The sequence below is a fragment of the Pedobacter suwonensis genome (assembly GCF_900111825.1).
In the GTDB taxonomy this organism is placed as follows: Bacteria; Bacteroidota; Bacteroidia; order Sphingobacteriales; family Sphingobacteriaceae; genus Pedobacter; species Pedobacter suwonensis.
In genome coordinates, this window is record NZ_FOJM01000004.1 from 26,525 (window position 1) to 48,067 (window position 21,543).

The 21,543-nt window shown below is 39.0% G+C and carries 16 protein-coding genes; 9 read left to right on the plus strand and 7 right to left on the minus strand.

Annotated elements, in window-relative coordinates; genetic code table 11:
* Positions 1-23 precede the first annotated feature (23 nt).
* The 9 genes from BM107_RS06490 (at position 24) to BM107_RS06530 (ending at position 13,250) form a co-directional block, all read left to right on the plus strand.
* A complete protein-coding gene (locus BM107_RS06490) occupies positions 24-1,004 on the plus strand; it encodes a basic secretory protein-like protein (RefSeq protein ID WP_090981481.1) in 981 nt (326 codons plus the stop codon).
* Between the two features lie 429 nt (positions 1,005-1,433).
* A complete protein-coding gene (locus tag BM107_RS06495; protein WP_090981483.1) occupies positions 1,434-2,105 on the plus strand; it encodes a basic secretory protein-like protein in 672 nt (223 codons plus the stop codon).
* Positions 2,106-2,143: 38 nt separating this feature from the next.
* Positions 2,144-4,432: a GH92 family glycosyl hydrolase gene (locus tag BM107_RS06500; RefSeq protein ID WP_090981485.1), complete on the plus strand. Its 2,289-nt coding sequence runs from the start codon at positions 2,144-2,146 to the stop codon at positions 4,430-4,432.
* Positions 4,433-4,573: 141 nt separating this feature from the next.
* Entirely contained in the window at positions 4,574-5,977 is a 1,404-nt protein-coding gene (locus tag BM107_RS06505; protein ID WP_090981818.1) for a 3-keto-disaccharide hydrolase, read from the plus strand.
* A gap of 11 nt (positions 5,978-5,988) precedes the next feature.
* On the plus strand, positions 5,989-7,950 hold the full coding sequence (locus BM107_RS06510; protein WP_090981487.1) for a c-type cytochrome: 1,962 nt from the start codon (positions 5,989-5,991) through the stop codon (positions 7,948-7,950).
* A 995-nt stretch (positions 7,951-8,945) separates the two neighbouring features.
* On the plus strand, positions 8,946-9,635 hold the full coding sequence (rpiA, locus tag BM107_RS06515) for a ribose-5-phosphate isomerase RpiA (RefSeq protein ID WP_090981489.1): 690 nt from the start codon (positions 8,946-8,948) through the stop codon (positions 9,633-9,635).
* 299 nt (positions 9,636-9,934) lie between these two features.
* Positions 9,935-10,324, plus strand: a complete 390-nt coding sequence (locus BM107_RS06520) for a LiaF transmembrane domain-containing protein (RefSeq protein ID WP_090981491.1) — start codon at positions 9,935-9,937, stop codon at positions 10,322-10,324.
* Positions 10,325-10,801: 477 nt separating this feature from the next.
* Positions 10,802-12,121: an alpha/beta hydrolase gene (locus tag BM107_RS06525; RefSeq protein WP_090981493.1), complete on the plus strand. Its 1,320-nt coding sequence runs from the start codon at positions 10,802-10,804 to the stop codon at positions 12,119-12,121.
* Between the two features lie 160 nt (positions 12,122-12,281).
* Positions 12,282-13,250 (plus strand): YihY/virulence factor BrkB family protein, encoded by a 969-nt coding sequence (locus BM107_RS06530; RefSeq protein WP_090981495.1) that lies wholly within the window; start codon positions 12,282-12,284, stop codon positions 13,248-13,250.
* On the opposite strand, the gene BM107_RS06535 is transcribed toward BM107_RS06530, so the two are convergent.
* The 7 genes from BM107_RS06535 to truB form a co-directional block, all read right to left on the minus strand.
* Complete coding sequence (locus BM107_RS06535) at positions 13,251-13,673, minus strand: secondary thiamine-phosphate synthase enzyme YjbQ (RefSeq protein WP_090981497.1); 423 nt, start codon at positions 13,671-13,673, stop codon at positions 13,251-13,253.
* Positions 13,674-14,771: a PDDEXK nuclease domain-containing protein gene (locus BM107_RS06540; RefSeq protein WP_244278749.1), complete on the minus strand. Its 1,098-nt coding sequence runs from the start codon at positions 14,769-14,771 to the stop codon at positions 13,674-13,676.
* Between the two features lie 19 nt (positions 14,772-14,790).
* Positions 14,791-15,825, minus strand: coding sequence for a DUF2157 domain-containing protein (locus tag BM107_RS06545; RefSeq protein ID WP_090981500.1), 1,035 nt, complete (start codon positions 15,823-15,825; stop codon positions 14,791-14,793).
* Between the two features lie 136 nt (positions 15,826-15,961).
* Entirely contained in the window at positions 15,962-18,175 is a 2,214-nt protein-coding gene (locus BM107_RS06550) for a cation:proton antiporter domain-containing protein (protein WP_090981502.1), read from the minus strand.
* A 663-nt stretch (positions 18,176-18,838) separates the two neighbouring features.
* On the minus strand, positions 18,839-19,828 hold the full coding sequence (locus BM107_RS06560; RefSeq protein ID WP_090981506.1) for a bifunctional riboflavin kinase/FAD synthetase: 990 nt from the start codon (positions 19,826-19,828) through the stop codon (positions 18,839-18,841).
* A gap of 11 nt (positions 19,829-19,839) precedes the next feature.
* Positions 19,840-20,700: a YitT family protein gene (locus BM107_RS06565; protein ID WP_090981508.1), complete on the minus strand. Its 861-nt coding sequence runs from the start codon at positions 20,698-20,700 to the stop codon at positions 19,840-19,842.
* The gene (gene truB, locus BM107_RS06570; RefSeq protein WP_090981510.1) at positions 20,697-21,428 is read right to left on the minus strand and encodes a tRNA pseudouridine(55) synthase TruB; all 732 of its coding nucleotides are present in this window, start codon (positions 21,426-21,428) and stop codon (positions 20,697-20,699) included. Before truB ends, BM107_RS06565 begins: the two co-directional genes overlap by 4 nt.
* Between the last annotated feature and the right edge of the window lie 115 nt (positions 21,429-21,543).

A 21,543-nucleotide genomic window follows, 5' to 3' on the forward strand; every position in this document is an offset into this window, starting at 1 on the left:
TTCTATTTATCACAATAAAACAAATGATCAAAAAATTTTTAATCTTCGCATTAGTATCATGCTCGGCGGTTTTTGCTTCTGCCCAAAACAGAGAACGAGGCTATAAAATTATCATCAACGATAAGGACAGCGCTACCAATGCCGTTTTAGATGCCAAGCTAAAGGCCGCTTTTATCAATGTTTATCCCGGTTTTGCCCAGGCAGATGGCTACAGGACAAAAAGAAATGTGATACTGGATTTTGTAACTGATGAAACGCCGACAATTTATGCCAAAGCTGGTGAAATTAAAGTAAACAGCGAATGGGTTAAAAACAAATCGCAAAGGAAGATCGAGAAAGAACTTTTCACCGCATTGGCTAAAAACTGGGTATCATACAGTAAAGAAAAACGCAAGGGATATACCCTAACTTTCATCAGCAAAGATCCTAACCTCGACCCAGCGGTTAGAAAAAACTTAATTTCTACCTATTTTGAAATTTACCCTACACTGGTAAAAACATTTAACCAAAAATCGACACATGATGTACTTTTTGTGGTTGATACTGCTTATAAAGCCGTAGCTGAGGCCAGTGGTAACAGGATTCTGTTCAGCGCAGGTTATATGAAAGCGCATCCAACCGATATTGATGTGGTAACGCACGAAACCATGCATATTGTACAGGGATACGGCTACAGCGCGGGTCCGGTTTGGCTAACAGAAGGTATTGCCGATTATGTGCGCTATAAATATGGCGTAGATAATGTAGGCTCTAAATGGAACTTGCCGGCCTACAATGCAAAACAACATTATACCAACAGTTATCGGATTACTGCACGCTTTTTCGTCTGGTTGGAGGAAAACGTTAAACCAGGATTGGTTGCTGCATTAGATCAGCAATTAAGGGCTCACGAATATACGGAACAATCCTGGACAGCTTTAACCGGAAAAGACTTAAATCAGCTTTGGGAAGATTATAGTAAAGAACCCCAAAAAGTAAGCCTAACTTATAGCAGCAAAAAATAAGGGTTAAAGTTTTCTTCTCTACCGGAATAAATGGAGGTTAAGATTTCTTTTTCTACAAAAAGTAAGGATAACTTACGGAAAATCCATCATCAACTTAAGCATCGAAGAAAGGGAGGATTTCTCTTAAGGTAAATTTAGACTTGTTGAGGAATCAGCTAATGTCGAGCCCACTTCATTTTTCAGGAACTTAAGAATTTTCAGCGTATTTTCATCCCTGGATTCCTGCAAAGGTTTGTTTTATGGAGAAGTCAGGTTTAAAGGCAATAGGCAAATAAACCTGACTTCTTTGTAAAAACTTAATTTTTCAAGAGTTTTTTGTAAAAATAACCATCATTAAAGTAAAATTTTTGATCATTTACTAAAACGTTTTACATAAAATATTTAATTTGCAGAACTAAACGCTAACCAAAACACCAATATTCACCATACATGAAAAAAATATCAATTCTTTCGGTTTTCGTTATGCTGGTATCTGCTTTAGCATTGCAGGCAACAGCGCAGGAGATTACTAAGAAAAACGGTTATACCTTATCTTTTGAAAGCAATTTCAAGGAACTTGATCCTCAATTAAAAAAACGCCTGATCAAAACATTTTTTGAAGTTTATCCAAAGCTGGCTAAAGAATACAATCCTTCTACCATTAAAGAAGTAACGTTTTTCGTCGATACGGCTTATAAAGGTGTTGCGGCAACTGCCGATGGTAAAGTGACTTTTAGTTCGATGTGGATGATCAAACATCCCGAAGATATCGATGTGGTTACCCATGAGGTGATGCACATTGTGCAGGATTATGGACGAAGCGTGGGCCCGGGATGGTTAACAGAAGGGATTGCAGATTATGCGCGTTATAAATTCGGTGTAGATAACGCGGGTGCCAAATGGTCGCTGCCGGCTTTGAAGCCAGATCATTCTTATAAAAACAGTTACCGCATTACCGCAGCATTTTTTGCATGGATCGAAAAAAGCGTAAAGCCAGGTACTATTAAAGCGGTTGATGCTTCTTTAAGAGACCATACTTACACCAAAGAGATATGGACCAGGTTAACAGGTAAAGATTTAGATGCACTTTGGGCAGATTATGTTAAAAATTCTGAAGTTTAAAAAATAATTACAAGCATATAAAAAAACACAAACAACAAATGAAACGATTATTTATCGCCTTATTGAGTGTTGCGGCATCAACCGGTTTCGCACAAACAATAGGCAAAATTACAGATCCGGTAGATTGGATAAACCCGCTAATGGGAACGGCATCTAAGCCAGCACTATCTAACGGAAATACTTACCCGGCTATCGGTTTGCCCTGGGGAATGAACATGTGGACACCGCAAACCGGTAAAAATGGTGATGGATGGGCATATGTTTATGATGCCGACAAAATCCGCGGTTTTAAACAAACACACCAGCCTTCGCCATGGATGAACGATTACGGCGCTTTTTCGATGATGCCGGTTACGGGTAAGTTGAGATTCAGTGAGGATGAGCGTGCCAGCTGGTTCAGCCATAAAGCTGAAGTGGCTAAGCCGTATTATTACAGTGTTTATCTGGCAGATGCAGATGTGACGACCGAAATTACCCCTACAGAACGCGCTGCCCAGTTTAGGTTTACTTTTCCTAAAACAGATAGCGCTTACGTGGTGGTAGATGCACAGAACAAAGGCTCCTACATTAAAATTATACCTGCTGAAAGGAAAATAATAGGTTATACCACTAAATATGCACGTGGGCCACTACCTAAAAATTTCAAAAATTATTTTGTAATCTATTTCAACAAGGATTTCAAACTGGCCAAAACCTGGGATGATAAAAAACTTAACGAAAAAGATTTGGAATTAACGGTTGATCATGCTGGTGCCGTTATCGGTTTTGCTACACAAAAAGGCGAGCAGGTTATTGCAAAAGTGGCTTCTTCATTTATCAGCTTTGAGCAGGCCGATCTAAACCTGAAAAGAGAGCTGGCCAATGATGGTTTCGATGCCACAAAAGCAAAAGGCAGGGCAACCTGGAACAAAACCTTAAGCAAAATTGCGGTTGAGGGCGGTACGATTGATCAAACCCGCACATTTTATTCTGCGATGTACCGCACCTTGTTCTTCCCGAATAAATTATACGAAATTGATGCGCAAAATCAGATTGTACACTGGAGTCCATACAACGGACAGATTTTACCAGGTTATATGTTTGCCGGCACAGGTTTTTGGGATACGTTCAGGGCATTATATCCTTTCCTGAACCTGGTTTATCCATCCATTAACAAAGAGATGCAGCAAGGCCTGATCAACGATTATAAAGAAGGTGGTTGGTTGCCGGAATGGAGCAGCCCGGGTTATGCCAACATCATGGTAGGTAACAACTCCGCATCGGTAGTGTCTGATGCTTATATTAAGGGCATGCGCGGTTACGATATCGAAACCTTATGGCAGGCCGTAAAACATGGTGCCAATAACGAAGGCCCGATGGAAGCCGTTGGCCGAGACGGGGTTAAGTATTATAACGAATTGGGTTATGTACCTTTTGATGTGAAAAAGAATGAAAATGCAGCTAAAACATTAGAGTACGCTTATGATGACTTTACCATTTACCAATTAGGAAGAGCTTTGGGTAAACCAGCCTCTGAAATCGACATCTATAAGAAAAGAGCCATGAACTACAAAAATCTTTTCGATCCGGCTTCGGGCTTAATGCGTGGTAAAAACCAGGATGGTACTTTCCAAAGTCCGTTTAGTCCTTTTAAATGGGGCGGTGCATTTACTGAAGGTAACAGCTGGCACTATACCTGGTCGGTTTTCCAGGATATTGATGGTTTGGCCAAACTAATGGGCGGCCACAATAAATTTGTAACCAAGTTAGATTCGGTGTTTTCAATGCCTCCGGTATTTGATGAAAGCGCTTACGGCGGGGTAATTCACGAAATCCGTGAAATGCAGATTGCAAACATGGGCCAATACGCACATGGTAACCAACCGATCCAGCACATGATTTACCTGTATAACTACGGCGGTGCACCTTATAAAACTCAATATTGGGTGCGCGAAACCATGAACAGAATGTATAAAGCTACGCCAGATGGCTATTGTGGGGATGAAGATAACGGACAAACCTCTGCCTGGTATGTATTCTCAGCAATGGGTTTCTATCCGGTAACACCGGCGGTTGACCAATATGTTTTGGGTGCCCCTTTATTTAAAAAGGTAACCATCACTTTAGAAAACGGTAAAACAGTGGTAATCAACGCACCAGCCAATAGCGATAACAACCGTTATGTTCAATCTTTGCAGATGAATGGTAAGGCGTATTCTAAAAACTGGATCAGCCATAGTGGTATGCAGAAAGGCGCGGTGCTCAACTTCAACATGACGGCAACACCCAATAAAACGAGAGGTTCAAATCCAGCTGATTTCCCTTATTCGTTATCAACAGAAAAATAAAGAAAGGTAAAGATGGTATCACTAAAGAGATTGTTATCCTGAGCCTATCCAAAGACAGGTTTAGTTTATACTTAATGATACCATCTCATTTCCAAAGTAATAATTAGTCTCAATATGGCTAAAACTAATAAACCAAAATATATGAACATCTCAAAGACGGGTTTTACAGCCATGTTCTGGCTTTGCGGAACCCTGTTGGCATTCGGCCAGCGTATTGATCTCAAAGATCTTTCAGCCTTTAAAAACCCTTCCAATTCATGGTCGCTTGCACAAAACGTGATTGCCGATTTAAACGCCGAAAACGTTTTAAGAACTACCAAAGGCGAAGGGATTTTAGTTAACCAATCTACAGCAAAAAAAGCGGGATCGGATTTATACACCATCAATGAATATGGTGATGTAGTAGTAGAACTGGATTATCTAACTGCAAAAGGAACAAATTCAGGTATTTATCTTCAGGGTAACTATGAAATCCAGATTGACGATGCCTGGGGAATTAGAAACCCAAGTTCTTCAAATAATGGCGGGATTTATCAGCGCTGGGATGATAGCAAACCAGAAGCCGAAAAAGGATTTGGTGGTGTTGCTCCCCGTCAGAATGCAAGCAAGGCACCGGGTTTATGGCAGCACATCAAAATCATCTTCCAGGCACCACAATTTGATGCTACAGGCAAAAAAACAAAAAATGCCAAGATCATCAGTGCAGAACTCAACGGTGTGCTGATTCATGAAAATGTTGAATTATTTGGTGCAACCAGAGGTGCTGCGGGCGCTGAAAAAGCAAAGGGACCTTTACGCCTGCAAGGCGATCATGGTTCTGTAGCGTTCAGAAATATCCAGATCACCGAGATATCTGAAATGGCAAGACCAAACCAAAATGGTGGTGCAGATCCGATATATATAGAGGCAGCAAGCAACAATATGATCAGAAGTTTTGTAGACGTTGCGCCAGGAGTGCGTTCTGTACATGCTATTTCGGTAGGCGGACCTGAAAAAGTGGCCTTCAGCTACGATTTGGATAATGGTACACTCTTACAGGGATGGCACGGTGATTTTATCGATGCTACACCAATGTGGGATGGCCGTGGAAACGGAACCTCACGCGCTTTAGGCAGTGTTACCCGTTTTACCAAAAAGCCTGTTCTGGCGATTTCAAAGCTGGCAAACGACCAGGCCAGTTGGGTTACCGATACGGCTGGTACAGGTTTCAGAACAAAGGGTTATGTAATGGATAAACAAGACCGTCCGGAGTTTAAATATATGATTAACGGCACAAATGTTACCGATGCGGTTAAAGTGATGGAAAACGGACAAGGTTTAAGCAGGGAGATTACGGTGGATAAACCTTCGAAAGACCTTTATTTCCTTTTAGCTACTGCTTCAAACATTGAAGAGGCTGGTAAAGGCCTGTATTTAATTGACGATAAAGCATATTATATACAGCTTGGTGAAGGCACTGCAAAGCCGGTAGTTAGAAATGTTGATGGTAAATGGGAAATCATTGCACCCATTGGAAGTAAGTTGAATTATAGCATTTTGTTTTAGTCGTGATCATCATGAGAAATACATTTAAAAAATTAGCATTACTGGCGTTAAGTTTTAGCTTTACCACAGTTTTTGCGCAAGAAACACCGAAAGAAGAAGATTTTTTCAAGATAAACAAAGTACGTGTACCCGAAGGCCCGATCCTGGAAGTGGGAGGGTTGGTTACCCTGCCAAACGGTGATTTAGGCATTTCAACCCGTAGGGGAGAAGTGTACATTGTGGAAAACCCTACCAGTGCAAAACCTTATTGGCGCAGGTTTGCCTATGGTTTGCACGAAATTTTAGGTATTGCCTATAAAAATGGGGCAATCTATGTAGCACAACGTGGCGAATTAACCAAATTAGTAGATAAAGACCAGGATGGTAAAGCTGATGTTTACGAAACTGTTTATGCCTGGCCTTTAAGCGGGCACTATCACGAATATAGTTTCGGCCCGAAAATAATGCCTGATGGCAGCTTTATGGTTACCGCAAATGTGGCTTTTGGCGACGAAGAATGGTGGCGTGCTGAAAGCCGGGTACCTATGCGTGGTTGGGCCATGAATATTACCGAAGATGGTAAAATGATGCCTTATGCTGCAGGTTTCCGCTCTCCAGCCGGTATTGGCAGTATCGATGGTCAGTTTTATTATACCGAAAATCAGGGTGACTGGGTAGGTTCTGGCGGTTTATGGAAAGTGAACAAGGGAGACTTTATGGGACACCCTGCAAGTTTAAGGTGGACCAATTTGCCAAATTCTCCGGTTAAACTGCAATCAGATTTCTTTTACTCGCAGATAGACGAGCGTAGAATCAAAAATGAACAGGGAAGATACATTAAACCGGAAAACAGGGTAAATGAATCATTTAAAACTTTGTTCGAAATGAAAAAAGTATTTCCTGAACTGCGATTGCCATCGGTTTGGTTGCCTTATGGTATTCTCGGTATTTCATCTGCAGAGCCTGTTAAAATACCTGCCAACACATTCGGGCCGTTTGCCGGCCAGATTTTGGTTGGTGACCAGGGGATGAGCATCATTTCGAGGATTTTTATGGAAACCGTTAAGGGTGAAGAACAAGGCGCTGCCTTTTTGTTCCGCAAGGGTTTCCGTTCAGGTGTATTAAGATTGGAATGGGGTACTGATGGTTCGCTATTTGTTGGCGAAACCAACCGTGGTTGGGGATCAGCAGGTGATGCCAATGAAGGTTTGGAAAGATTGGTGTACAACAATAAAACTCCTTTTGAAATGAAAGCCGTAAGGGCAATGCCTGATGGTTTTGAAGTGGAGTTTACGATGCCTGTTGATCGTAAATCGGCCGAAGATCTGGCGTCTTACAACGCAGAAAGCTTTATTTATAAATATCACCCTGTATACGGCTCGCCTCCGGTAAATACCGAGAAACTAAAAATCTCCGGTGTTAAGGTTTCAGCAGATGGTTTAAAGGCCAGGATTATTGTACAGAACCTCCGCCAATATTATATCCATACTTTAACATTAGATGGTATCCGTTCGCAGGATGGTTTTTATTCGCTGATTCATCCGGTAGCTTACTATACTTTGAACCAGATTCCTGATGGAAATAAACTTTCTGCCAACGAGGTGAGTACCAAAAACTCAGCAACGCCTGTCAATACGCCTGCCAAGAAAACTGCTGTGCCAAAGGCAACAACAGGTAAAGCGCCTGAAGCTAAAGGGACTTCAACTCCGGCAAAGCCTGCGGCTACCGCCAAAGCGCCTACTTTTAAAGAAGTTGAAGGTTTATTAACTAAAAATACCTGTCTGGCTTGCCATAATCAAACCAAAAGACAGATTGGTCCGCCATTCGTAGAAATTGCAAAACGTAAATATTCACCGGAAAAAATATTTCAGTTGATCCACAATCCGCAACCGCAAAACTGGCCGGGTTATTCAACAGAAATGCCGCCAATGCCGCAGGTAACCAAAGCCGAAGCTTTAAAAATTGCAGCCTGGATAAATTCTTTAAATAAATAGTTGATTGTTAAGAAACGGTTGGTAGAAATGCCAGCCGTTTTTTTATGGTAAAAATTACTATAAATCTATACAGGAAATTGTCACCCTAAATTTATTTCAGGGTCATTTGCAATGAAAGATCCTTTGCTATGCTACCATTGACAGAATCACAGAAAAAATCGTCATCTCGACTGTAGCATAGCGAAATGGAGAGATCTTTTTAACCGAATTATTAAAACCTAGTTTAAAAGATTTCTCCACTTCGGTCGAAATGACGATACTTCAGGTCATTCAAATTTCTTGTTAAATCTGTCACTCATATTGATTTTTATACCATAAATTATTTTTCAGGAGGACTTTGCAACGAAAGATCCTTTGCTATGCTACCATTGACAGAATCACAGAAAAAATCGTCATCTCGACTGTAGCACAGCGAAATGGAGAGATCTTTTTAACCGAATTATTAAAACCTAGTTTAAAAGATTTCTCCACTTCGGTCGAAATGACGATACTTCAGGCCATTCAAATTTCTTGTTAAATCTGTCACTCATATTGATTTTATACCATAAATTATTCTTCAGGAGGACTTTGCAACGAAAGATCTTTCACTATGCTACCATTGACAGAATCACAGAAAAAATCGTCATCTCGACTGTAGCACAGCGAAATGGAGAGATCTTTTTAACCGAATTATTAGAACCTCTTTAAAAGATTTTTCCACTGCGGTCGAAATGATACTTCAGGCCATTCAAATTTCTTGTTAAATCTGTCACTCATATTAATTTTTATACCATAAATTATTCTTAGGAGGACTTTGCAACGAAAGATCTTCGTTATGTTGAAGATGACCTCGTGGTTATCACTCGTAAAAAGAAATGGGGATTCCACTATTGCAGAATCCCCATCATCTAAATTAACGCTCTCATATATACAAACGCTACAAAAAGGAATTATTGTATCAGCCGTAAAATTTTTTTCATTTTTGGATGTTTATCATTTAAACCTATTTTTACTTTATGGCTACTACAGACAAAAATCAACGGGATACAGAAAAACTGGCCGCTGCCAAGGCCGCGGTAAAATTGGTTAAAGATGGCGATGTAGTTGGTCTGGGTACGGGGTCGACCACAACTTTTGCCATTATTGAATTGGGTAAACGTGTAAAAGAAGGACTTCAAATAAAAGCGGCCGCAAGTTCCATCCGGACAGAAGAACTTGCAAAATCGCTTGGTATTGAAATTCTGGATCTTGGGCACTTAAGCCAGATTGATATCAGTATTGATGGGGCCGATGAATTTACAGCATCACTGGATCTGATTAAAGGCGGTGGCGGTGCGCTGTTTAGAGAAAAGATAATCGCTTCATTGAGTAAAAACGCCATTATTATTACCGATGCTTCGAAAAAGGTTAAAAAACTGGGTGCTTTTACTGTCCCTATTGAGGTCATTCCGTTGGCTTATCAGTATGTATTCGATCAAATTAACAATCTTGGTGGAAACGGTATATTACGAACAGTAGAAAACCAAACATTTATTACCGATAATGGAAACCTGATTATTGACGCCGATTTTGGCCTGATTGATAATCCCGCGAAATTAGCTTCTGACTTAAATCAGATCAACGGATTACTGGCTCATGGCTTATTTATTAACCTCACTTCAAAAGTAATGATGAGTGACGGAACGGATATTATCATTTTTGAATGATTGTGGTTCATTTGTTCAATAGTCGTTAGTTCGCTTGTACTTCTCCTTGAACTATTTGTAAGCGGAATAATCAATCAATTTTCGGAATTAGAAGTAATGAGAATTGGTCTTAATTCCTTGTTCTCCCTGTTTCCGTGAAAAAACGGATAACTTCACCGATAAATTTCAGTTATGTGAAATTCTTCAAAAATTTTACCGACAGTTTTATTTCACTCACCGACAAAATATCATAACTAAGGGAAAAGCCATTCTCCAGCATTGGTATTTGTGATACATTTGAATCATAAAACAAAACGGTCATGGAAAATTTAATCAAAAAAAATCACGCAGATAAACAGGTTGGTTTAGGTATTTTAATCATCACCATCGGTTCGGTGTTCTTATTAAGAAACTCGGGAATAGATATTCCACATTGGATTTTGAGATGGCACACCATTATGTTGGGTATTGGTTTGTGGATGGGGTATCGTAAAGGTTTCCAGGGAAACGGGTGGTTGGCATTAACCATTATTGGAGGCTTATTTACCTTTAAAGCGATAAACATTTTTGATTTTGATCTGTTTAGGATTAGCATTCCAATGGTATTGATTGGTTTAGGCTTTTATATAATCTTGAAACCTAAAAAAGTTCAGAACTTTGATCAATATTTTGAAAAGAAACCAGTTGATTTTACTGATAAAGAAAGCTAAAATTCTTCACTCCATCATATATATTAAAAGGGCCGTTTTTCTAACAACGGCCCTTTTTTATGCTTGGTAGCAAAGGGAAAGGGGCTTCGGGCTTTGCCCTTTAGGGTTCTGCTTCATGCCCTTTGCATTTTTACTAAAAAAGAAACGGGGATTCCACCCTCAGGCAGTATCCCCGTCATCTAAATTAACGCTCTCACATACATAAACGCTGTAAATGGAATATATTGTGTTCAGCTTTATTTTTTTTTTGCTTTTTTTTAAAATAGACTATAGAAGGAACAGGGGAAATGGGGTGTGTTAACGTCAAATGTTAAAATTAGTTAAAACTAAAGCACTGGTTGAGTAAACCTATTTTCAGAACCAAATATTGTTAACTTTGGGTATTGTAAATAACCAAACACTATACTCAATCTTCATGGCTTTAGACCTGAAAGGGATAAAGCATGAGATCTCATACCATTTAAACAAACTATACGGATGAAAAAAGGCCTTTTATTTGTAGTCGCTTTATTAATAACAACCTCCGCATTTTCTCAGAATGTAATCGAGCTTTTCAATGGCGCAAACGACTTTTTTAAACTATTGCAGGAAGAAAAATTTAAAGATGCACATGCTTTTTTTGACGATACGTTAAAAACGAAATTAACAGAAGAAAATTTAAAGAAACTTTGGGGTGATATTGGAACAAAATATGGAAAGGCAGAATCGTTAGATGCCATTCAAAGTAAAGCCCAAGGCGATTTTTTCGCTGTTACGGTTGAGGGTAAATTCGCTAACGGTGATCAGAACTTTATTTTAGGTTTTAATAAACAACAGAAAATTGTCGGAATCTTCCTGGCACCTTCCAGGAGAACATACTCTTATTTAAAACCAACCTATGTAGATACCAGTTTATACCAGGAGAAGTCGGTTTATATTGGCCCGGCTGGAAAACAATTGGCGGCCATTATTACCACGCCAAAAAATATCAAAAATTTCCCTGTTGTGGTTTTTGTGCATGGCTCCGGACCTGCAGATATGGATGAAACCGTTGGCGCGAATAAACCTTTCAAAGATCTGGCTGGCGGCTTAGCTTCTAAAGGAATTGCTTCCGTTCGCTATGTAAAAAGAACTTTAATTTATCCTAATGAGTTTGGTAAGGAATTTACTGTAAAAGAAGAGGTACTGGATGATGCAGCTGCCGCGATAACACTTGCAAAAACCGTTGTAGGGGCTAATCCAAAAGCTGTTTACGTATTCGGTCATAGTTTAGGCGGAATGTTGGCCCCTAAAATAGCAAGCACGGTACCTGATTTAGCAGGAATTGTTTTGGCAGCGGCACCGGCAAGAAAATTAACCGATATTATTGTTGATCAGAATAAGTATATGTTCGATCTGGCCAATGATACGACGGCCGCATTTAAAAAACAATTGGCAGATGCCGCTGTGGAAATTGATAAAAGCAGAATTTCGCAATTAGGAACTACCATAAAGCCTGATTCTGTCATTTTAGGCCTGCCGGCGAAATACTGGGCAGATTTAAATAGTTACAACCAGGTTGCTGTAGCCAAAAGCCTTTCTAAGCCTAAAATATACATCCTGCAGGGTGGTAATGATTTTCAGGTAGGTAAAGTAGATTTCGATTTATGGAATGACGCTTTGGGTAAAAAGAAAAATGTGGTTCTTAAATTCTACCCGGATTTGAATCACCTGTTGAGTTCTCAAACCGAAAAGGGAACGATGGCTCAGTACCAGGCAGCTGTAAGTGTATCTGAAACTTTGGTGAACGATCTTGCATCATGGATTAAGGCTAAATAACCTAAAATCACCTATCGATAAAGAAAAAGCTCCGACCCAAATCAGGAGCTTTTTTTGTGCGCTCGACTTTCTTAATATTCTTTCTTTATTAAGAATTCACAAACAATTCAAAAAACAAGCGGTTTAAATTTAGAGCATCTCATCTAAAAATAGTTTGTTTATGGAAAAGCGGAAAATCACTTTAAAAGGAATATGGGGCATTTTAAAAGCATCGTTTACAGGATTTACCAATCATAAGGTAACGAAACTTAGTGGCTCATTGGCCTATTATACTGTATTTTCTATGGCTCCTTTGCTTGTGGTAATTATTTCTCTATGTGGCATATTTTTAGGTAGGGAAATAGCTGAAGGACAGGTTTATGCCCAGCTTGAAGGATTCTTAGGTAGGGAATCGGCCATTTCCTTACAACAGTTAATTAAAAATGCTTATTTGGACGGAAAAAGTACCATTGCTTTAATTATCGGTATCATTACCCTGTTAATTGGGGCAACAACCGTTTTTGGCGATATCCAGGATTCCATCAATACCATTTGGGGGTTAAAGCCCAAACCTAAAAGAGGTTGGGTGAAGATGTTGCAGAATCGTTTTTTATCTTTTTCTGTCATTATAAGCCTGGGTTTCGTGTTATTGGTTTCGCTTGCCGTTACTTCTGTATTAGATGCTTTTAGCAGTCGCCTACAGGCCAGATTTGCCGAGGTATCCGTTATTGTGTTTTACATTATTAACCAAATTGTAACGCTGGCTGTTATTTCTTTGATATTTGGTGTAATATTTAAGGTATTACCTGATGCGATTATTAAATGGCGTGATGTAATTGCCGGTGCAATAGTTACTGCGGTTTTATTTATGATCGGCAAGTTTGCCATCTCTATTTATATTGGGCAAAGCAATGTAGGCAGTACCTACGGTGCAACGGGCTCATTAGTGGTTGTGCTTTTGTGGACTTACTATTCTTCCATCATTTTGTATTTTGGCGCCGAGTTTACCAAGGCTTATGCTGTTGCTTTCGGTTCAGAAATTTATCCTTCACATTATGCGGTAACTACAAAAGAAATTGAAATAGAAACCGATGGTAAATCCATTCAGGATAATCATCCTGAAATTAAAGAAGAAGTGAAAAAGGCATAGTTATTCTCCCCAGGCAGTAATCATTAATTTTCTTTGTCCGCCATGATTTCGATGTTCGCAAAGGTAAATGCCCTGCCAGGTGCCAAGCGCTAACCTGCCATTTCGGATAGGGATAGTTACAGCGCTACCCAAAAGTGCAGACTTTAGATGTGCAGGCATATCGTCAGATCCTTCGTAGTCGTGCTCATAATCCGGATCGTTTTCCTTTACCGTTTTATTAAAGAACATCTCAAAATCTACACGTACGGTTGGATCGGCATTTTCATTAATGGTAAGGGAAGCCGAGGTATGTTGTATAAAAACCTGACAAATACCAATATTAATCTCATTAATTTGGGGCAGGGCATCCTCAATCTCATCTGTAATAATATGGAAACCCCTTCTTCTTTCTCTCAGTGATAAGACTTGTTGGTATATTTTCATTTAATTCTCAATGATTTTAATGAAATCCTTTTCGCTCGGTAAAACAGTTAAATACTTACTTGCGAAAATTTGTTCATTGTTTTCCGGAAGTGTATACCTTACTACAGATTCACTTTTATCCTGACAAAGAATAATACCGATGGTTTTGTTTTCATCTTCAAGTTTTACTTCTCTATCAAAATAGTTTACATACATCTGCATCTGGCCAATATCCTGATGTTTGAGTTCTCCGATTTTTAAATCAATAAGTACAAAACATTTTAAAATACGGTTGTAGAAAACCAAATCTATTTTGAAATGTCTTTCTTCAAAAGTTATTCTTTTTTGACGGGCTACAAAGGTGAACCCATTACCTAATTCCAATAAAAAATGTTCCAGTTTATCAATTAATTTTTGCTCTAACTCACTTTCTGAATAAAAATTTTGTTCAGGTAAGCCTAAAAATTCTAGTACATAAGGGTCTTTTATTAAGTCCTTGCTTTTTTCAATAATCTGTCCTTTTTGACCAAGAGATAATACTTCTTCTTTATTTTTACTTAACGCCAGGCGCGTATATAATGCTGAATCATATTGACGCTGCAGCTCGCGTAAACTCCAATTGTTTTTGATTGATTCTATTTCGTAAAAATTACGTTCGTTTACATTTGTTATTCTCATTAACTTGAGGTAGTGAGACCATGTAAGTTTGAATTGCGCAGGCATTGTCTGCTGAATTGAATCTGAAGTTTTAGGAGATGTTTCTAGAATTTCATTATTTTCGAATTCGTCAGACACTGTCTGACGAATTGAATAGGTAAGGTAAAAATACCTCATTTGTTTTAAATTTGTTTCAGAAAAACCTTTGCCAAACTCTGAAACTAGCCTTTCTGAAAGCTCACTCAAAATTTGTTTGCCATATTCAGCTTTTTCTTTGCCATCCTGTTCCTCTTCAACAATCATCTTGCCGATTTCGAAGTAGGTCATAGCCATTGTATTATTTATGGTTTGTACTACATTTTGCCTCGCTTGGTCAAGCAATTTAATAACCTTTGTATATAAGTTTTGCTTTTCAACCTGCATTTTTATATTTATCTTATATATTGAAAGAATGTTTTTCAATTTAAATTGGTGTTGACGATTATTTCAAAAACTCCACATTCCAGATTTTCTCTGCTTTTCTGCCAATTAACCAAAATGATGTAGCCAGTACCGAAAAAAACAAAGCTTTGTGCCAGCTATCCCAAAAGTATTCGAAATATCGCGTGTAGAGATTGATAAAGAGAAAAGTAATGCCAAATTCTCGGGCAATATCATCATGATACTTTAAGCCAAAGAGTGTACTGGCTACACAAATAGCGGCAGAAATTAAAGCCCAGTAAAATAAGCTTAACTGCCTTACCTGATACCATTCTTCGAGGTTGGCAAAGTTGCCAAATACCGATAATGCCCAAAGCGATAAAAACAAATAAACCATACCCGCGATATAGGTAACCTGAAAGAAATTTTGTGTTTTCGGGAAAGCCCTCATCATGAAGGATGCGGCGGTTAACGAAGCGCCAAAAATCACAAAACGCAAAGGATAATTCATACCGAGGAAATAATAATTCCAACGGCTTAAATAGCCGGTTTCAGTACCAAACCAGGCACCAAGGGAGATTAAGGCAAAAATCCAGATCAAACGCGAGTTGAAGACATAACCTAAAGCCCCGTAAATAAAAACAGATATCAATATCAGGATAGAGAAATTGCCTGAACCATTATCAACTGCCTTCCCAAAATAAGCGATGGCATTTGCCGTGAGCAGAATAGCAGAAAATATAATGGCTTCATTGCTGAATTTTAGGTGCGCGAGTTTCTTTTTCCGCTTGAAACCTAAAATATAAAGCCATGCTGCCAATCCGCCTGAAACAATAGCAATCACAATATTTGGTGTATTATAAACCCGCTTTAAATAGTTAAGGATGGAATTGTCAATAAGGAGTGATCCCAATGCGATAAAACCACAAGCCAGGGCTACCCAAAAAGCATATTGTGCCAGGCGTAACCAATCGAAGTTTTTGGCTTCATAACTTTTACGAAGTTTATTTCCTGTTTCAGGATCGATTAAGCCATCATTTTGCCATTGCTCAATCATGTCATCAAGAAACTCACTTTTCTCTCTGTCAACTTTCATAGGATCGGTTATACACGAAGATATAAAATTATCTCGTCATTGCGAGGAGGTACCACGAAGCAATCTTTTGATTATGGGCGAGCATTGTAAGATTGCTTCGTCGGCTGAAAAAGCCTTCTCGCAATGACGATCACAACTATATAACCTCCCTAATCTTCTTATTATTCCCTACAATCCAAATTACATCGCCGTTATCGAACACAAAGTCCGACGAAGGATTTAAGATGCGTTCGGCGCCCCTTTCTATGCCCACAATTAAAGCCTGCGCTTTTTCCCGGATCCCTGCATTCCTGATGCTCAAACCATAAACCGGCGATTCGGTATGCACAACAACCTTTTGCAGGGTCATTTCTTTATCCGGAAAATTATTTTCTTCGGTTGTTTCTGGCGGATTAACTTCTAAAAGTGCCTTAACAGCTGCGAGTTGGTCATCTGCGCCAATCAATAATAATTTATCGTGTGGATAAAGCCGCTCATCTCTGCCCGGTGTTGGGATATTATTTCTCCCGCGTTCTATCAAGGCAATATTTACCCCGTATTTTTCTCTGATCATTAATTCAGTTAATGTTTTACCAACTACCTCCGATTCAGGAGAAACCCTGAGCTCTGTTAAGTGGGTGTCCCAGGGTAAAATATCTGGTTTCTGATTTTCTCTCGCATTTAAGTTCAATATGAACCGCCTTTCCAGTTTATCGTAAAATGACTGAAGTTTTCTGGAAAATATAACCATTCCCAGTACAATTAAAGCCAAAGCAATCAAGGCCGCGATCCAGGTATTAAAAAACTGATACATCAAAAATCCAACGAAGAATATGCCGAGCGCAACCCTGAAAAATTCGATCGCGATCAATGGTCCGCGGGTATATTTTTTGTTCAACCAAAGGTGAGCGTATGCGGTACGTTGGATCCTTCGGATGGATAAGGCCCATAAAAATGGCGACATCAATATAAAAGAGACCACCACGCTGATGATAATGGAAGTCAAACTGTTAGCAATGTTGCTAGCAATAAACGGTTGTACATAACGGTAAGCCAAAAAGATTATCGCAATGATAATTACGGAATGGATTATAGTATTAAAGATGTACGAGCGCAATAAAACCTTCCAATCGCTCAAAGTGGTAATCCCTTCGGTACTCGAGCTATACCTTTCGATACCATCAAGCCATTTTTTTGGTAAAATACGGTTCAAATACTGATAAAAAGGTTCGGATAGCTTAATTAGATAGGGGGTTGTGAATGTGGTAACTGCCGCTGCTGCTACGGCGATCGGATAAAGAAAATCGCTTGTTACTTTTAGGGTTAATCCTAATGAGGCAATGATGAACGAAAACTCACCAATTTGTGCCAAACTCATACCCGATTGTACTGAGGTTTTTAATGGCTGTCCGGACAATAATGCACCTAAAATGGTAAAAATGATTTTACCGAAAATGATAACCACAGTAGCTACAAAAATAGGAACAGCGTATTTAACCAGCATAGAAGGATCAATCAGCATACCAACTGAAACAAAAAAGACTGCTGCAAATAAGTCTTTTACCGATTTTGTAAGATGCTCTATTCTTTCAGCCTGGGTGGTCTCAGCTAAAATAGAGCCCATAATAAATGCACCAAGGGCAGGAGAGAAGCCAACTTTATCAGCCAGTAAAACCATTACCAAACACAAAGCCAACGATACCACCAGCATGGTTTCGTCATTCATTAATTTTTTGGTTGCTTTAAGAAATGATGGAATTAAGAATATTCCGCCTAAGAACCAAAGTACTAAGAAGAAAGCCAGTTTTAGAATAGAATACAGCATTTCTGTACCTGCCGATTGCTGACTAACCGCAAGGGTAGAGAACAATACCAGGAGGAGGATCGCTACTAAATCTTCAACGATTAAAACCCCGAAAACCAGACCGGCAAACTTTTTATGCTTTAAACCAAGTTCTTCGAAAGCCTTAATGGTAATCATGGTTGATGAGATGGATAGAATTCCACCCAAAAACAGGCTGTCCATATCTTTCCAGCCCATGGCTTTCCCCACCAGGTAGCCGGCCAGGATGATAAATAATACCTTTACAATGGCCGTGATGGAAGCAGAACCTCCTACTTTAACCAGTTTTTTAAAGCTAAATTCCAGCCCTAAACTAAATAAAAGGAAAATAACTCCAATTTCGCCCCAAATGTTAATGCTTTTCGTATCGGTAACAGATGGAAAAAAATCTAAATGTGAGCCAACCAATAAGCCGGCCAATATATAGCCCAGAACAAGGGGTTGCTTAATTTTTTTAAATATGAGTGTGGTAATCCCTGCGGCAGCAAGTATCAAGCCTAAATCAGCTATTAAATCAGGTAAGTGCATCTATAAAAATGAGTAATGGTGTTAAATAATCTATCTTCGGACATCGTGTGTATCCGGACAGGTATTAAATTTTCAATAAGATAAAATTACCTACCAAAAAACGTGTTTCGGATAAAGCATTTTAAACAAACACCAATAATTATACCTTAATCTTTTGATTATAACTTTGGTATTAATGATTTTGTTCTTAAGAAGAGGGAATAGCAAAAAAGTGATCGGTACAAGAGCGCCAAAAGATATTTTTAAAGGAGAGATACCAATAGAATCTTTTTGCAGGCTTTCGTTATCCTGATTCAAATTTAAATGCTGCCTGATGACTTTTTTGTCTGTAACCGAGCTTGTTTTCGTATATTTTGATTGTACCTCACCTCTTTTCTTTTGCGATGCGATACCAGCAAAATTTATGGAAAGAGATAGGAATAAAACGATATAAAAAAGCCTCATTGCCGCTAATATAGCAAAAACGAGGCTTTTTTGGAAAGGAAATTTGGTAAACTGACTTTTGAATTGGATTACTAAAATTGAATTTTGTAAAGTAACATCTTTCAGGTCATCGTCCTTTCGAGCGGAGTGCAACGAAGTCGAGAAATCTATTTAAATAGATTTCTCCATTCCACTACGTTCCAGTCGAGAGGACGACTACTTAAGACAAATAAAATTATTTTATCCACTAAAATAAGCCAACGTAGCTTCCTTATCTTTTTGCAACTGAACAGTTAAAGCCTCTAAGCCGGTAAATTTTACATCGTGTCGTAAGAATTTCAAGAAGTTCATCTTAATATCCTGTCCATAAATTTCCCGGTTAAAATCAAAAATATTCACCTCAATATTTCTGGTCATGCCGTTAATGGTAGGCCGTTGACCGATATAAGCCATACCCTGATAAGTAGTTTTGGGTTCGGAGCTTGGAGCTTGGTGTATACCCGCCTCCGAAGGCTCAACTTCAAACTCCGAACTCATCTCTACCGTAACTGCATAAATGCCATCGCCTGGAATCAGTTTATAAATTTCTTCTACAAAGATATTGGCCGTTGGGAAGCCAATTGTTCTGCCTATTTTATCACCTTTAATTACCCTGCCGAAAATAGAGAAAGGGTAGCCGAGGTAATCGTTAGCCAGCTCAACATCACCGGCCAGCAGTGCCTGCCGTATCTTCGTTGAACTTACTGCCACATCGTGGATATCCTGTTCCATAATTTCTTCAACGGTAAAGCCGAAATGTGTACCAGCAGTTTTTAAAACGTTTAAATTGCCAGAACGGTCTTTACCAAAACGATGATCATAACCAATAATAATGTGTTTGGTGCCTATATTGTCAACCAAAATATTTTTAATGTAATCTTCTGGTAGTTGGTTGGAGAAATCGCGGGTAAAAGGCGTAATAATCAGATGGTCTACACCTAACCGGTTTAAAATTTCTGCTTTTTCATTAATGGTATTGATCATTTTCAGATCCTGGTTTTCAGGATCGATAATCATTCTTGGATGCGGGAAAAATGTTAAAATTACGCTTTCTCCATTGTCGGCCTTTGCCTTTTGTACCAGCTGTTTTATGATTTTTTGATGTCCGAAATGTACACCATCAAAAGTACCGATGGTTACAATGGCGTTAGCTAATTTTTTAAATTCCGAAAGGTTATTGTATATCTTCAATGGGATAAGGATTAATGTAATGCATGGCGTTTTACTACGCCGCCTTTTAAATCGGCAATTTGCTGTTGTATTACAAAAGCGTCCGAATCAATTTGCCTGATCGCGGTCTGCAATTTGCTCATTTCCAGTTTGGTAACAACGGTAAAAATAATATCGATATCTTTTTTTTCTCCATATCCGCCCTCGCCTTTATAGATGGTAACACCACGTTTCATATCGTTAATGATGAAATCCTTGATGGCCTCCTGATGGTCTGATATAACGGTGACCCCAGTGTACTGTTCCAGGCCATTTACGATAAAATCGATCGTACTTGATGCTGATAAATAGGTTAAAATGGCATAAAGTGCCGTTTCGATATTTAAGAAATAGGCAGCAAAGGCAAAAATGATGATATTTAAAATCAGGATAATATTTCCGACGGTTAAAATGCTGTTTTTACTGATATAAAGCGCCAAAACTTCTGTGCCATCAATTACACAGCCGCCACGCATCGCCAAACCAATCCCACCGCCTAAAAACAAGCCTCCGAAAAATGCAATGAGCAATTTATCGTGCGTAATGGGTTGGAAAGGCAGAATAATTAGCGCAAGTGAAAGCGTAGCGATTGCGATAGCCGTTTTCAGTGCAAAGCCTTTACCAATCTGCCTGTAACCTAAAATAACAAAGGGAATGTTGATGATGGCAATAAGGTATGATAAATTCCAGCCTGTTAAGGTGCTAACCAACAGGGAAATACCGGTAACACCACCATCAATAAAATGACTGGGCATTAAAAAGCTTTTTAAGCCAAAACATGCCGAGGTTACACCTGCAATTATTAAAAGGATTTCTTTAATAAACCTGGTGTTCCTGTTTTTGATATGGTTCATACAATTACTTCGGTTTTAGCTTCTTCTTTCTTACTACGAATATAATTAACAAGTTCTAATACCTCAAACGCATCTTTTATCATAAAGTTTCCGCTTCGGGTACGGGTTAGCTTAGAAAGATAAGCTCCGCTATTTAAAGTTTTACCGAAATCAGATATCAACGAACGGATATAGGTGCCTTTACTGCAAACAATCCTGAAATCGATTTCAGGGAGTTCGATCCTGGTAATTTCAAATTCCGGTACACTTACAAAACGTTTCCGTAACTCAACTTCTTCGCCCAGTCTGGCTTTTACGTATAAACGTTCGCCATTTACCTTTACTGCTGAGTGCGCAGGAGGATATTGTTCGATATCGCCAATAAATGGCTTGCAGGCTGCATAAATTTCTTCTTCGGTAATGTTACTGATATCGAATGTTTCATCAACCTCGGTTTCCATATCGAATGATGGGGTAGTAGCACCTAAAACCATGGTGCCGGTATATTCCTTCTCTTCAGCCTGAAAAGTATCGATCTGTTTGGTCAGCTTGCCTGTACAGATAATCAAAAGGCCTGTAGCGAGCGGATCTAAAGTGCCGGCATGGCCAACCTTTAATTTTAGCGGTTTTAAAGAATTACGGATTTTGCCCACCACATCAAATGAGGTCCATTTGTACGGTTTGTTGATTAAAAGCAATTCGCCTTCAGCAAAATTGAAATCTTTGAATTTAGGATTTTCAGTACTCACAAATCTTTTTTGCACAAAGATACGGATTCAATGTGGTTTGCTTAAGTTTTTTTGACCACAGATGTATACAGATATACACAGATGATTATTATCCGTATGCATTTTTTTTATCTCC

Excerpts from the sequence above, each read along its gene's own strand:
- BM107_RS06490 (WP_090981481.1), top strand. The coding sequence starts at position 24 with ATGATCAAAAAATTTTTAATCTTCGCATTAGTATCATGCTCGGCGGTT.
- BM107_RS06495 (WP_090981483.1), top strand. The coding sequence starts at position 1,434 with ATGAAAAAAATATCAATTCTTTCGGTTTTCGTTATGCTGGTATCTGCT.
- BM107_RS06500 (WP_090981485.1), top strand. The coding sequence starts at position 2,144 with ATGAAACGATTATTTATCGCCTTATTGAGTGTTGCGGCATCAACCGGT.
- BM107_RS06505 (WP_090981818.1), top strand. The coding sequence starts at position 4,574 with ATGAACATCTCAAAGACGGGTTTTACAGCCATGTTCTGGCTTTGCGGA.
- BM107_RS06510 (WP_090981487.1), top strand. The coding sequence starts at position 5,989 with ATGAGAAATACATTTAAAAAATTAGCATTACTGGCGTTAAGTTTTAGC.
- rpiA (WP_090981489.1), top strand. The coding sequence starts at position 8,946 with ATGGCTACTACAGACAAAAATCAACGGGATACAGAAAAACTGGCCGCT.
- BM107_RS06520 (WP_090981491.1), top strand. The coding sequence starts at position 9,935 with ATGGAAAATTTAATCAAAAAAAATCACGCAGATAAACAGGTTGGTTTA.
- BM107_RS06525 (WP_090981493.1), top strand. The coding sequence starts at position 10,802 with ATGAAAAAAGGCCTTTTATTTGTAGTCGCTTTATTAATAACAACCTCC.
- BM107_RS06530 (WP_090981495.1), top strand. The coding sequence starts at position 12,282 with ATGGAAAAGCGGAAAATCACTTTAAAAGGAATATGGGGCATTTTAAAA.
- BM107_RS06535 (WP_090981497.1), bottom strand. The coding sequence starts at position 13,673 with ATGAAAATATACCAACAAGTCTTATCACTGAGAGAAAGAAGAAGGGGT.
- BM107_RS06545 (WP_090981500.1), bottom strand. The coding sequence starts at position 15,825 with ATGAAAGTTGACAGAGAGAAAAGTGAGTTTCTTGATGACATGATTGAG.
- BM107_RS06550 (WP_090981502.1), bottom strand. The coding sequence starts at position 18,175 with ATGCACTTACCTGATTTAATAGCTGATTTAGGCTTGATACTTGCTGCC.
- BM107_RS06565 (WP_090981508.1), bottom strand. The coding sequence starts at position 20,700 with ATGAACCATATCAAAAACAGGAACACCAGGTTTATTAAAGAAATCCTT.